Source organism: [Bacillus] selenitireducens MLS10, from assembly GCF_000093085.1.
GTDB classification, from domain to species: Bacteria; Bacillota; Bacilli; order Bacillales; family Salisediminibacteriaceae; genus Salisediminibacterium; species Salisediminibacterium selenitireducens.
In genome coordinates this window covers 2,321,882-2,335,632 of the sequence record NC_014219.1, presented here as the reverse complement: position 1 = coordinate 2,335,632, position 13,751 = coordinate 2,321,882, and the positions used below count along the sequence as shown (strand labels likewise).

11 protein-coding genes are annotated in these 13,751 nt (G+C 44.9%); 10 read left to right on the top strand and 1 reads right to left on the bottom strand.

Going from position 1 to position 13,751, the window contains the following annotated elements; all coding sequences use genetic code 11:
- Nucleotides 1-25 precede the first annotated feature (25 nt).
- The 10 genes from panB (at nt 26) to nth (ending at nt 11,029) form a co-directional block, all read left to right on the top strand.
- The gene (gene panB / locus BSEL_RS10720) at nt 26-877 is read left to right on the top strand and encodes a 3-methyl-2-oxobutanoate hydroxymethyltransferase (protein WP_013173028.1); all 852 of its coding nucleotides are present in this window, start codon (nt 26-28) and stop codon (nt 875-877) included.
- Nucleotides 874-1,734, top strand: coding sequence for a pantoate--beta-alanine ligase (panC, locus tag BSEL_RS10715; protein WP_013173027.1), 861 nt, complete (start codon nt 874-876; stop codon nt 1,732-1,734). Before panB ends, panC begins: the two co-directional genes overlap by 4 nt.
- Nucleotides 1,734-2,117 carry an aspartate 1-decarboxylase gene (gene panD / locus BSEL_RS10710; RefSeq protein WP_013173026.1) on the top strand — a complete coding sequence of 128 codons (384 nt, stop codon included), beginning with the start codon at nt 1,734-1,736 and terminating at the stop codon, nt 2,115-2,117. Before panC ends, panD begins: the two co-directional genes overlap by 1 nt.
- Nucleotides 2,118-2,220: 103 nt before the next feature.
- Entirely contained in the window at nt 2,221-5,028 is a 2,808-nt protein-coding gene (gene dinG, locus BSEL_RS10705) for an ATP-dependent DNA helicase DinG (RefSeq protein WP_013173025.1), read from the top strand.
- Between the two features lies 1 nt (nt 5,029).
- Entirely contained in the window at nt 5,030-6,340 is a 1,311-nt protein-coding gene (locus BSEL_RS10700; RefSeq protein WP_013173024.1) for an amidohydrolase, read from the top strand.
- Nucleotides 6,341-6,418: 78 nt separating this feature from the next.
- Nucleotides 6,419-6,961 (top strand): cell wall elongation regulator TseB-like domain-containing protein, encoded by a 543-nt coding sequence (locus tag BSEL_RS10695; RefSeq protein WP_013173023.1) that lies wholly within the window; start codon nt 6,419-6,421, stop codon nt 6,959-6,961.
- A gap of 54 nt (nt 6,962-7,015) precedes the next feature.
- Nucleotides 7,016-8,197 carry a pyridoxal phosphate-dependent aminotransferase gene (locus BSEL_RS10690; protein ID WP_013173022.1) on the top strand — a complete coding sequence of 394 codons (1,182 nt, stop codon included), beginning with the start codon at nt 7,016-7,018 and terminating at the stop codon, nt 8,195-8,197.
- A gap of 86 nt (nt 8,198-8,283) precedes the next feature.
- Nucleotides 8,284-9,573 carry an asparagine--tRNA ligase gene (asnS, locus tag BSEL_RS10685; protein WP_013173021.1) on the top strand — a complete coding sequence of 430 codons (1,290 nt, stop codon included), beginning with the start codon at nt 8,284-8,286 and terminating at the stop codon, nt 9,571-9,573.
- Between the two features lie 85 nt (nt 9,574-9,658).
- On the top strand, nt 9,659-10,372 hold the full coding sequence (locus BSEL_RS10680) for a DnaD domain-containing protein (protein ID WP_013173020.1): 714 nt from the start codon (nt 9,659-9,661) through the stop codon (nt 10,370-10,372).
- A 3-nt stretch (nt 10,373-10,375) separates the two neighbouring features.
- Complete coding sequence (gene nth, locus BSEL_RS10675) at nt 10,376-11,029, top strand: endonuclease III (protein ID WP_013173019.1); 654 nt, start codon at nt 10,376-10,378, stop codon at nt 11,027-11,029.
- A gap of 84 nt (nt 11,030-11,113) precedes the next feature.
- Here the strand turns inward: nth and BSEL_RS10670 are convergent, their stop codons facing one another.
- Complete coding sequence (locus BSEL_RS10670; RefSeq protein ID WP_013173018.1) at nt 11,114-13,744, bottom strand: PBP1A family penicillin-binding protein; 2,631 nt, start codon at nt 13,742-13,744, stop codon at nt 11,114-11,116.
- Between the last annotated feature and the right edge of the window lie 7 nt (nt 13,745-13,751).

Here is a 13,751-nt window from a genome sequence, read left to right as displayed (position 1 = left end):
TGAAATCTGAGATGGAGGGTGTTTGATGAAAACGACCAGTGATTTCAGAACGATGAAAGAGGAAAACAATCCGATCGTGATGGTGACAGCCTATGATGCACCCGGGGCAGCTTTTGCAGAAGAAGCCGGGGTTGATACCATCCTTGTGGGTGACTCTCTCGGTATGGTTGTGCTTGGCTATGAATCAACCATTCCTGTCACTGTGGATGATATGATTCACCACACAAAAGCCGTAAAGCGTGGAGCGAAGAATACGTTTATTGTGACGGATATGCCATTTATGACCTATCACGGTTCATTTGATGAAACGGTCTCTCATGCAAGAAGACTGATGCAGGAAGCAGGAGCGGATGCCGTAAAAATGGAAGGTAATGGCCAGGTCTTTGAACAGGCCGAACGTCTGATTCAAGGCGGTATTCCTGTAGTCTGTCATCTTGGACTGACGCCTCAGACAGTCGGCGTTACCGGTGGCTATAAGGTACAGGGGAAAACGGATGACCAGAAAGAGTCCTTGCTGGAAGACGCGGGGAAGGCAGAAAGAATCGGTGCCTCGATGCTTGTTCTTGAATGCGTACCGGAAGCCGTCGCCGAGGAAATCACGCATTCTATCGGGATACCGGTGATCGGCATAGGTGCAGGAAGATATACAGACGGGCAGGTACTTGTCTATCACGACCTCATCGGTTATGGAACCGGTAACCGGCTGCCTAAATTCGTGAAATCATACGCTTCTGTCAAAGATGAGGTTATTCCTGCGATATCTGATTATGTTCGTGAAGTGAAAGCGAAACAATTTCCGGAGCAGCAGCACGTTTTTTTCGCGAAAGATAAAGAGAAGACCGCACAGGCTCCTTATGGAGGACATTCAACAAAATGAGAGTCATTACTGAAGTACAGAAGATGAAGTTCGAGATAGAGACACAAAAAAAGCGGAACCGGTCAATCGGTTTTGTACCGACGATGGGTTATCTGCATGATGGACATCTCTCCCTCGTATCCGCTTGCAAAAAAACAGCAGACGTCACTGTGATGAGTATTTTTGTCAATCCTCTTCAGTTTGGTCCTGGAGAAGATTTTGACTCGTACCCAAGGGATGCAAAGAGAGATATTAAGATTGCAGAAGAAAATGGCGTGGATATTGTCTTTATGCCTGACGGCAACGAAATGTATCCAAGTCCAATGGGTTCAAAGATCATTGTTCATGAGGGAGCGGATGTGCTTTGTGGCGCATCCCGTCCAGGTCATTTTGACGGAGTTGCGACCGTTGTCATGAAGCTGTTGCAAATTGTAAAGCCGGACTATGCAGCATTTGGAATGAAAGATGCACAACAGGTGGCTGTCATTGAACGGCTGGTTCAGAACTATCATCTCGATGTATCGATTATCCGGGGGAATATCGTACGAGAAGAAGACGGGTTGGCCATGAGCTCAAGAAACGTAAGGTTGACCGAAGAGGAACGGACAGAAGCGCCAGCCATATATCAAATCCTCAAAGAAACTGCCAGGAAAATAAGGAATCAGACAATCGTCATGCCGGAAGAAGCGGAAAGCCTGGCAAAAGAAAAGCTGAAAACGGTCATTTCAGCGGAGCTTGAATATGTTGAATGCCGTTCTTTCCCGAATCTTTCGAAAGAGGATGACTTTGCGAGCGGCGAGTGGCTTCTCGCTGCAGCGGTTCGATACAGCCAGGTTCGTTTAATTGATAATATTCTGATTCAAAAAGGAGATTTATAATGTACAGAGAGATGATGAGTGGCAAACTGCACCGGGCGACGGTGACACAGGCAGATTTAAATTATGTAGGCAGTATTACGATCGATCCAATATTACTCGATGCAGTGAACATGTTCGAGAATGAAAAGGTTCAGGTTGTGAATAATAATAATGGTGCACGACTCGAAACGTATATCATACCGGGTACGCCGGGAACCGGTACCATTTGTTTAAACGGAGCGGCTGCAAGACTTGTTCAGCCTGGTGATAAGGTGATCATCATCAGTTACAAGATGATGACTGAGGAAGAAGCCCGTCAACACAAGCCGAAAGTTGCCATACTCGACGACTGTAATGACATCATAGAAATGATGGGAACTGAACCGGAAGCGACATATCGTTAAATAAAAGAGAGCCTGATTTCGGCAGTGACCCGAACGGGCTCTTTTTGCTATACTTAAACAGGAGTAAAATCAGACAGAAGGTCGAAGAAAGAAGGATACCCATATGAATCGCTACGTCATACTCGATTTGGAAACGACAGGTGTTGCCTACGACAAGGGTGACAGGATCATCCAGATCGCCTATCAGGTCCTCGAGGATCAGGAGGTGCTAAAACGTTTTAGTACATATATCAATTATGATAAGCCTGTTCCGGCTTTTATTCAATCGCTGACCGGTATTTCAGGAGAGCATCTCAAGAATGCACCTTTATTTGAAGAAGTTGCTCCGGAGATTTTGTCCGATCTTGAAGAAGCGTATTTTGTTGCCCATAACGTGGAATTCGATTTGAAATTCCTGAACGAATCTCTTGAAGATGCCGGTTATGCCTCTTTTCAGGGACCCGTGATTGACACGGTTGAACTTGCAAGAATCTGTCTTCCCTCTGAAGACAGTTACCGCTTATCAGATCTAGCCAAGACTGTTCAGGCAACGCACACAGCTCCGCATCAGGCCGACAGTGATGTGGAGGCAACAAGGGCGCTGTTCAATGAACTGTTTGATAAAATTTCCGGACTGCCCTCGGAAACACTCGATCACCTTATATCGCTCTCACCTCATTTCAAAAGTGATATCACTGAAATTCTGAGAGAATGCCGGCAGCATACGGTTGCGTTCGGTTTTGACCGATATCGTGGAATGGCCATCAAATCCGTTCATCCTCACCGGAAAGACGAAGTATCGTCTCGTGCGGAATCGATTATTGAAAACGCAACTGATATCATTGAGAACGAGGAACTGATGAAGCAAAGTATTCCGGGTTTTGAGCTGCGAAGTACCCAAATGGATATGATGAAATTTGTTGAAGACGTTTTTAAGCACGATCAAATTGGTCTTGTTGAGGCCGGTACCGGAACAGGAAAAACGTTGGCATATCTCATCCCTGCAGTTATTCACGCAGTAAAGCACGATCAACCTGTGGTCATCAGTACAGAAACGATTCAGCTACAGTCCCAAATGCTCAACAAGGAATGGGCAGTCATAAAAGATATTTTTCCGTTCCCTGTACATGCATCGCTCCTAAAGGGGCGTGGCCACTATTTATGTCTGCAGAAACTGGAAAATCTCTTGGCGGAAGATACAAACGACCATTACGACAGAGCTGTTGCGAAAGCACAACTGTTGATCTGGATTCTTGAAACCGATACAGGCGATGTTGAGGAAGTGAATCTTGCATCAACAAATTACCGTTTTTGGATGGATGTATCCAGTGATGGCATTTCGTGCACCACACCGAAATGTCCGTGGTTTACAAGGGACTATTACCAGCGGGCCAAACAGCAGGCGAGAGATGCGGATATTATTGTCACAAACCACTCGCTTTTATTAACCGACATACGATTAAGTCATCAGATTATTCCTTCTTATGATTCACTTATTTTAGACGAGGCCCATCATCTTGAAGATACTGCTACCCGTCAATTTGGTCATCAACAGGACTATATCAGCGTCATTCAATTAGTGAATGCCCTGGCAAATGATGAACAACAGTCTTTTCTTTCCGGCGCATTATATAAAAAACTCTCCAGTTCTCTCCGTGAAAAATATCAGGAGCTTCAGCGGATCTCTGAATCCCTGCACGAACGCTGGAACCAGCTGTTTATGGAGCTGCACGAATACGGAACGGTCGGTAAAGCTGAAAAAGCGGATACGAGCCGCAGATCAAAAGTCATAGCAATGGATGATCACACATGGAAACCGGTTCAAGAGGCCATTCAGGAGACTGATGGGGCATTCAGGCATCTGATAACCAGTTTTCGCAAGTTGCTCTTCGAAATCGAAAATGAAGCTGATGAAAAAGGTTATCTTAACAGTCTTGAAAGGGACATCGAAAATTTATCCACTGCATCTCAGGCTTTTGAAGACGAATATGAAACGTTTTATCACCTGTATCATTCTCAGGATGAAAAACAGGTCATCTGGATGGAACTCGAGGAAAGAGGACCAAGACAGTCGATTACAATCCGGTCCGCTCCTGTGGACGTAAGCGAAACATTGGCTGATCAGCTCTTCTCAAGTAAAAAAAGAGTCATTCTCACATCGGCAACCATGACCGTCAAATCATCTTTTGATTATGTCATCGAAAGGTTTGGCCTTACTGATTTTGATTTGGCTGTCAAACAGCTGCCTTCCCCATTTCAATATGAGAAGCAAGTTGGTCTTTTTGTGCCGGAAGATATGCCAATGATTCAGGGTACTTCCGACAGAGCGTATGCAGAAGCTTGTGCCTATCATATTTTCAGACTCTCGGGGGCTACAGAAGGAAGGATGCTTGTTTTGTTTACGTCATACGATATGTTGAGAAAAACGTACTATGCAGTAAGGGACATGCTTGACGATACCTATATGCTGATTGCTCAGGGTGTGCAAACTGCCAGCAGACAAAAGCTTATTAAACATTTTCAGCAATTTGACCGTTCGATCCTGTTCGGTACAAGCAGTTTTTGGGAAGGTGTCGATATTCCAGGTGATAATTTAAGTGCGATCGTTATGGTCCGCCTTCCGTTTTCCCCACCGAATGATCCTGTTTTTCAGGCAAGATCGGAAGCCGTGAAAGAGCAGGGGAAAAATGCCTTTATGCATTTAGCTCTTCCTCAAGCTGTTCTGCGTTTTAAGCAGGGATTTGGCAGACTCATTCGTTCATCAACGGACAGAGGAGCAGTGATTGTACTGGACAGAAGAATGGTTACCACAAGATATGGGCACTTTTTCGCAAAATCATTGCAGGACGTTGCCGTAAACCGGATGGATATGGATGAAATCATCAAAGAATTGCCATCCTGGTTGAATCCGGTATCAACGGAGGAGGAATAGAATGGATACATTAGTGCATAATGTATGGATTATTACGATGGACAATAGTGAGAAAAGGATTCCTTTTCACGGATATTTGTCCATCCTTGATGGCCGAATTCATGATATAGACAGTGGAAAGCCTGATCAAAGCCTGATCGATGAGGCGAAAGAGGTTATTGATGGCGGTGGGAAGTGGCTGATGCCAGGGCTTGTAAATACCCACGGCCATTTGGGCAGTTCTTTGTTGCGTGGACATGGAGACGATTTGAAGCTCGTTACTTGGCTGAAGACGGTAATGTGGCCAAATGAGGCTAAGTTTGATCATGATCTGGTACAGACTGCCGCAGAACTTGCGATGATGGAAATGATCTCTTCAGGTACGACAACGTTTTTGGATATGTATCACCTTGCTATGCCTGAACTTGCTCAAATGGTTCAGGAGAAAGGGTTGCGTGCTGTTCTTTGCCGGGGCATGATTGCATTTGGAACGGAATCGGAACAAGATGAGAAAATCCGGGAGGCTGTTTCACTTGCTGATTCATATCATAATGCGGCTGACGGACGAATTCGGGTCATGATGTCTCCTCATGCTCCATATACTTGTCCCCCTGATTTTTATTTAAAGGCGGCGGAGCAGGCCATGAATCATCAGCTCATGCTCCATACACATATTTCTGAATCTCCGGGTGAAGTTGATGAACATCTCAGGAAGTATGGCATGAGACCTGTTGAACACATGCACCGGTTGGGTCTCTTGAACGACGAGGTTCTGCTCGCTCACGCCGTTCACTTGACTGATGAAGAACTTTCCATGCTCAAGGAGACGAATACAGCCGTGTCCCATAATCCGATGAGTAATTTAAAACTGGGCTCCGGGATTGCCCGTGTTCCTGAGATGAATCGGCAGGGAATTCGAGTTTCCCTCGGGACTGATTCGACAGCCAGCAATAATAATCTGGATCTGTTTGAAGAAATGAGGTTTGCAGCATTGATTCATAAAGGGGTCAATCATAACCCCGAGTCTACGGATGCGTACAGCATTCTCCGTATGGCCACCGTGGATGGAGCTTCTATTTTGGGCTATTCACAAACGGGAACAATCAGACAAGGTTCAGATGCCGATTTTATTCTGATTAATCCGGATCAGCCTCATCTTACGCCATGGACACCTGAGAGAGTTGTGTCACATCTTGTTTATGCTGCGAAGGGCAGTGATGTAACAGATGTGTGGATCAGAGGACGCCGACAACTTGAGAATGGATTCTTTCTTGAATTTGACCGTGAACGCATTCTTCATAAATCCAATGAATTGGTGAAATATTTTGAATGAAATAAAATCATACAGGAAAATGTGATAAAATAGACAGCATTAGTATCAGAAAGATTTAAGAAACGGTGGTCGATCGATTTGAAAGCTTGGATTATTGCTATTTTCACGATGGTATTTATTTCTGCAGGTGCATTTTTCTATGTGATGTACAGCAGCGCAATGGATCCCCTTCAGGATCGCGAAGAAGAAGCAATTTCATTTGCCGGTGAACACATCTCTTTTCATTCCGTTTCATCTGTGAACCGTTATCATGGTGCAAGATCTTATCAGGTTATCGATGCCCTGAATGAAGATGACGAACCAGTGTATATCTGGGTGGAAGAACGTTTCACTGTCGTTGAACCGCGCATTTATGATGATTTTGAAACCGAAATTGAAGAGGCTGAAGAGGAAGAACCCCGTCGGATCATTATCCGCAGACACGACTCAGGAATCACTTTCGAAGAGGTAAGGGATCATATCGAAAACGAGCTTGAGATTAGCCGATTGAACAGTATACGTCTCGGGATGATCGGCAGGACCCCCGTTTACGAGGTGAATTATATCTCTGAAGATGGCAGACAGTCCTATTATTATTTGACATTTGAAGAAGGTCGCTACATCAGACATTATCAATTTTAGTTACATCCGTGTGCTGCACGGTAAAATATATTGTGGAAGAGGAGCGATTTGATTATGACATTTTCACCAAAAGTCACATCTATCACACCATCAACAACACTTGCAATTACTGCCAAAGCAAAAGAACTCAGGGCGGCCGGTCATGATGTAATTGGACTTGGAGCAGGGGAACCCGATTTCAATACGCCCGACTATATCATTGAGGCTGCTTACCAGTCCATGAAAGACGGCCACACGAAATATACACCGGCAGCGGGTATGCCATCGCTTAAAGAAGCGATTGTAAACAAATTGAAACGGGATCAGGGACTTGATTATAAACCTTCTCAAATCGTGGTTTCCTGTGGTGCAAAACATGCATTGTCTACGCTGTTTCAAACGATTCTTCAAGATGATGATGAAGTGATCATCCCTACGCCTTATTGGGTGAGCTATCCTGAGCAGGTCAAAATTTCAGGTGGAAAGCCCGTATTTGTTGAGGGGAAGGAAAGTAATGAGTTTAAACTGACCCCCGAGGACCTCGAGGCAGCCATCACTTCCAAGACGCGTGCGGTAATCATCAATTCCCCAAGTAACCCAACCGGCGTGATGTACGAAAAAGATGAACTGAAAGCGTTGGGAGAAGTTTGTTTGAAGCATGATCTCTTTATCGTATCGGATGAGATTTATGAAAAGCTCATTTATGCAGGGAAATCACATATATCGATTGCAGAGCTTTCTCCTGAATTAAAAGAAAAGACTTTTATCGTCAACGGTGTGTCGAAATCTCACTCCATGACAGGCTGGCGAATCGGCTTTACTGCAGGTGACGAGAAGGTCATCAAACTCATGGGGAACTTGGCATCCCATACGACATCAAATCCTGCGACTGTTGCTCAATACGGAGCGCTTGCGGCCTATGAAAACGATGAATCTTCCGTTTCCATGATGAGAGATGCCTTTGAAGAACGCTTGGGGACAGTGCTCCCAAAACTGAATGCAATCCCTGGATTTTCATGCGTGAAACCGCAGGGTGCTTTTTACCTTTTCCCGAATGTGAAAGAAGCTGTTGAGAAAAGCCCGTTCAGCACGACAGACGAGTGGGTTGAAGCACTGCTCGAAGAGCAGAAAGTGGCCGTCGTTCCGGGCAGCGGATTTGGTGCGCCGGAGAATATCCGGTTGTCCTATGCAACGAGTCTTGATCAGTTTGAAGAAGCGTTGAAGCGAATTGAGGCATTTGTGAACAGCCATCAATAATTTTGCCTTGCCATCGATTGAAAGTTAATCTTTATAACGGTATAATATAATGCGGTACGCATTTGATAACCGTTGGAGGGAATAACGTGAAAACAACGATTTCTGAAGTGGGCAAGTATGTGGATCAGTCCGTTACGATTGGTGCATGGCTTGCAAATAAACGATCAAGTGGTAAGATTGCATTTTTACAGTTAAGAGATGGCACCGGTTTTATTCAAGGTGTTGTCGTAAAAGCGGAAGTGGAAGAGGACATCTTCAAGCTTGCAAAAGAACTGACCCAGGAAAGCTCTCTTTATGTAACCGGGAAAGTCAGAGAAGATGATCGAGCACCGTCAGGTTACGAACTGACTGTCGAGTCTGTTGAAGTCATTCAAATGGCAGAGGATTATCCGATTACCCCGAAAGAACACGGTACGGAATTTCTGATGGATCACCGTCATTTATGGCTTCGTTCGAGAAAGCAGCATGCGATCATGAAGATCCGTAACGAAATTATCCGTGCAACGTATGAGTTCTTCAATGAGCAGGGATTCACAAAGATCGATCCGCCAATTTTGACAGGAAGTTCAGCTGAGGGGACAACAAATCTTTTTCATACTAAGTATTTCGATGAAGACGCTTATTTATCTCAAAGCGGTCAGCTGTACATGGAAGCTGCAGCAATGGCTTTTGGCAAAGTCTTCTCATTTGGCCCGACTTTCAGAGCGGAAAAATCCAAAACAAGACGTCATCTGATTGAATTTTGGATGATCGAACCTGAAATGGCGTTTATGGACCATGATGAGAGTCTGGTCCTTCAGGAGAACTATGTCAGCTTTGTTGTTCAGGCGGTACTCCAGAACTGTAAGCTAGAGTTAAAAACTCTAGAGCGTGATACGGCCACCCTTGAGAAAATCTCGGCACCGTTCCCGCGAATTTCTTATGATGAAGCGATCAGCTTCCTTCAAAAAGAAGGATACGAGATTGAATGGGGCGAGGATTTCGGTGCTCCGCATGAAACCGCGATTGCTGAAGCGCATGAAAAGCCGGTGTTTATTACCAATTATCCAAAAGACATTAAGGCTTTTTATATGAAGCCGCATCCGGAACGCGATGACGTGGTTCTGTGTGCAGATTTGATCGCACCTGAAGGTTATGGTGAAATTATTGGCGGCAGTCAGAGAATTGATGATGCTGAACTAATGAAGCAGCGTTATGCAGAACATAATCTCTCTGAAGATGCTTATAAATGGTATTTGGATTTGCGGAAATACGGCACTGTTCCTCATTCGGGTTTCGGTCTTGGTCTTGAAAGAACCGTAGCCTGGATTTCCGGCACAGAACATGTTCGGGAAACGATTCCATTCCCAAGACTGTTAAACAGACTATATCCGTAATCGGATATCGTGAACGAAGGACCTCCCGAATTATACAGGGGTCCTTCTTTTTCACTACTCAGACAGAAAGGAGCTCTGACCATAGATGAATGATGAACAATTGACCAGGCTTCTGATGGCAGACAGTCTTTCGGTTCCCGGTCCGTTATTCGATCACTATCATGAGATCGGATTGACGGATATTCAAATGATGATGATTCTGCAGATTATCCGTCTGAAACAAGAAGGGACAGAGTTCACGTCACCTGAACGTATTGCCGCGAGAATGAGTATGGATGAGAACCATTGCACCAAAGTCATGCAGCAGTTGATGCAGTCTCATATGATTGAAATGATTGAAACGAGACAGAATGACGGAAAAATAAGTGAAGCTGTGAGTGTAGAACCTGTTTATCGGAAACTGGCAGGTTTCCTGATCAGTCTCGAACAAGAGGATGATCAGGAAACACAAAAAGAGCTAGAAGGACGCCTGTTTGAACGATTTGAGCAGGAATTTGCCCGACCACTCTCTCCAATGGAACTCGAAATGATTTCCATGTGGCTCGATGACGACTATCATCATCCGGATCTGATTGAGGCTGCACTAAAAGAAGCAGTGGTTTCGGCAAGAATTAATTTCCGTTATATCGACCGGATTCTGTATGATTGGAAAAAGAAAGGTATTCAGTCCATTGAACAGGCAAGGGAGCAAGGACAAAAAGTCCGCTCCGCTCAACGTTCCCGTCAAACAGTCACATCAGCGGAACAACAGAGAAAACCGGCCCAGCATCCTGGGTATGATTGGTTGAAAGGAGAATAGTGCGTGTTAAAGAAATCCGAGATCGAACGGGTTCGACAAACCTGGGCTGACATGTTTCCTGATGCTCATTGCGAACTGACCCATCAAAATCCTTTGGAATTAACCATTGCCGTTGTCTTATCTGCTCAGGCTACAGATTCCCTGGTGAATAAAGTGACACCCAGGCTGTTTGCAAAATATAAAACACCCGAAGATTATGCGAATGTCCCGCTTGAGGAGCTTGAACAGGACATACGTTCAATCGGACTCTATCGGAGCAAAGCAAAGAACATTAAAAAATTGGCACAATCGGTGATAGATGATTATCAGGGCGAAATCCCCAAATCAAAGACGGAGTTGAAAAAACTGGCTGGAGTCGGGCGTAAAACAGCTAACGTTGTCGCTTCTGTTGCTTTTGATGAACCTGCGATTGCTGTGGATACACATGTTGAGCGGGTGAGCAAACGGCTTGGCATCTGCAGATGGAAAGATTCTGTATTAGAAGTGGAAAAAACCTTGATGAAAAAGATCCCCAGAGAAGAGTGGTCTGTGACCCATCACCGTATGATTTTCTTTGGACGCTATCACTGTAAAGCCCAAAACCCGAATTGCACGGCATGTCCATTGTCCGATATGTGCAGAGAAGGGAAAAAACGCTTGAAAAAGCTCGGGATGTAATGCTATACGGTATAAAAATCAACCGAAAGCCCGGTGGCATTTATTGCCATCGGGCTTTCGGTGTTTCAGATTCTTTTTTGTCATTTAACCGTTATTCTCATTTTGAGGCGCTTCTGAATTGGATTCACTTGTTTCCACAGCTTCATCTGATTCGGAAGTTTCTGTTTCCGGATCATTGTTTTGAGGCTCATTTTGATTATTTTGATTCTGGTTTTGATTTTGATTATCGCCGTTTCCTGGTTCTTCAGGCGTGTTTTCATCATTGTTTGGTTCACCAATGTCGTTGTTGTTCTGTTCATTATTATTTTCGTCTTCCGGCAGATCTTCTTCCTCTTCTTCAGGTTCTTCTTCAGGAATCGTCACCTGTACGGTCTGTGGTTCACTCTCAATATCATCAAACTCATCGGATACTGCCGTGACTCTGATCGTATAGGTCTCGCCTGGTAAAGGACCGCTAAATTGATACTGCATATCTTTCATCGTATCAATTTCACGGAAATCCTGTTCAGGTTCCTGTACTTCGAGTCGGAAGCTGACCTCACTGAGGAGTTCATCCGGATATTGCCACTCGGTAAAGATGAGATCCTCTTCTTCGATATATTCTGCGGTAAGTCCTGAAACAGCTTCCACTTCAAAGAATTCTTCGGACTCCTCAGACGGCTCTGTTCCGCGAACAAAAAGTTCAGTTACAATTTCGTTATCCGGAGTGAAATCGCTTGGCAGGAGGCCGGTTGATTTCTCAACAGCAACACTGACCACTGAATCAGGTCTTGAAAAATCAGAAGCTGTTCGACCATCATGCGCTCTCGTCATAACGGAGCCGAAAATGGACCGTGCATGTGTGTAATCGGTGTTGCCCCAGTTAATTTCAGATTCACGGCCGGTATCGTAACCGGTCCAAACTGCGGCTGTTAAATTGGTCGAGTATCCGATAAACCAGCTGTCTTTAATGGCACCTGAAGGGATATTAAAACGATCGCGGTTATCTTGGTCAAATCCAGTTGAGCCGGTTTTCCCGGCAATTGGAACGCCTTGTACATTTGCTTGACCGCCGCTGGCTGTTCCTCTCGTCAATACATCTTTTAACATATCGGTCATCATGTAAGCCGTATAATCTTCCATCGCCTGGTGTGTGTCCCGATTAATTTCAATTTCGTAGCCGTCAGGAAATGCAACTTTTCTGACCGTGTGAGGTTCGTTAAATGTGCCACCATTTCCGAAGGCCGCATAAGACGCTGCCATATCAAATGTAGAAACTTGGTTGGCTCCCAGAGCATGCGATTCATTGTTTTCTTCTGTGAAGATACCCAGCCGTTCGGCAAACTGATGGGCCTCGTTTGGTCCGATCTCCTGAATAGCTTTAACTGCCGGGATATTACGGGATCGGTACAGCGCTTCTCTCATCGTCATATCCCCCATAAATGAGCGATCGAAGTTGTTGATGGACTGACCGCTGCTGTATTCATGAGGCTCATCCGTAAACTGGTGCCATGTGGACCACTGATTATATTCAATACCAGGGCCATAAGAAAAAATAGGTTTTGCGGTCGAACCAATCTCCTGAGGCGCAGTTGCAAAACTGAATTCTCTCGAGCCCGTAGATCCGCCTCTTTTACCGCCGATCGCGTGGACCTGGCTCGTCTCTGTATCCAAAATGGTAATCCCGCCTTGCTGAATTTCATCTCTGAAATTACCGGGATCATTCATGACTTCTTCTACATAAGCCTGGATGTCTGGGTCGAGATTTGTATAGATTGTCATACCACTCGTATAGATATCACTGATTTCGACGCCTTCAACAGCTTCCACTTCTTCAATCACCTGATCAATATAGGCTTGGAAACGATAGCCATTATCAGATGAGCTCGTATTGACATTTACAGATTCCTCAACAGGAACTGATCTTGCTGCTTCAGCTTCCGCTTCTGATATAAAGCCTGCAGAAAGCATCCGGTTTATGACCGTATTCCGACGGTTTTCGGAAGTTTCAGGATTATTTATCGGGTTGTGGGCATTCGGTCTTTGCGGAATCCCTGCCAGGAGAGCGGCTTCTTCAATGGTTAACTCATCGAGGCTTTTGCTCAAATAATAATCGGCGGCTGTTCCGACTCCGTATTTACCGGCACCAAAGTAGATCGCATTTAAATACATCTCAAGAATCTGATCCTTCGTAAACTGACGCTCAAGCTGAACAGCCATGTATTGCTCCTGCAATTTACGGGTGATGCTCTTATCAAAATCGAGGTAAAGATTCTTTACAAGCTGTTGCGTAATGGTACTGGCACCCTCTGCACCAAAACCGTCACTGATATTCGCCATGACGGCACCGCCAATTCGCCTGAGGTCTACTCCGAAGTGATCGTAAAAGCGAACGTCTTCGACTGCAATGAATGCTTCTCTGACGAGCGGGGGTATATCGTCAATATTCACGTATTCACGGTCTTCGGCACCCTGAAGGCTTGTCTGCACTTCCTGGTCGTTAACGTCCATAATCGTTGGATTCTGAGCAATTATTAACTGATCCCGATCGATTTCCGGGGCGTCTCTCATAATGGCATAGACAGAAAAAGCACCGGCGATCAGCAGTACGACAAGAAATACGGAAAGGGCAACCATGATTTTTTTCCATATCCCTTTTTTACTTTTCTTCGGTTTGGCCGATTTATTAGCTGTTTGTTTTTTTCGTTCTTGTCTTGAATAACGTTCTTCCGTCATCCTTCAT

Bases quoted from the DNA above. Each gene is read 5' to 3' on its own strand.
- panC (WP_013173027.1), top strand. From the start codon at position 874: ATGAGAGTCATTACTGAAGTACAGAAGATGAAGTTCGAGATAGAGACA.
- BSEL_RS10690 (WP_013173022.1), top strand. From the start codon at position 7,016: ATGACATTTTCACCAAAAGTCACATCTATCACACCATCAACAACACTT.
- BSEL_RS10680 (WP_013173020.1), top strand. From the start codon at position 9,659: ATGAATGATGAACAATTGACCAGGCTTCTGATGGCAGACAGTCTTTCG.
- BSEL_RS10700 (WP_013173024.1), top strand. From the start codon at position 5,030: ATGGATACATTAGTGCATAATGTATGGATTATTACGATGGACAATAGT.
- BSEL_RS10670 (WP_013173018.1), bottom strand. From the start codon at position 13,744: ATGACGGAAGAACGTTATTCAAGACAAGAACGAAAAAAACAAACAGCT.
- panD (WP_013173026.1), top strand. From the start codon at position 1,734: ATGTACAGAGAGATGATGAGTGGCAAACTGCACCGGGCGACGGTGACA.
- panB (WP_013173028.1), top strand. From the start codon at position 26: ATGAAAACGACCAGTGATTTCAGAACGATGAAAGAGGAAAACAATCCG.
- dinG (WP_013173025.1), top strand. From the start codon at position 2,221: ATGAATCGCTACGTCATACTCGATTTGGAAACGACAGGTGTTGCCTAC.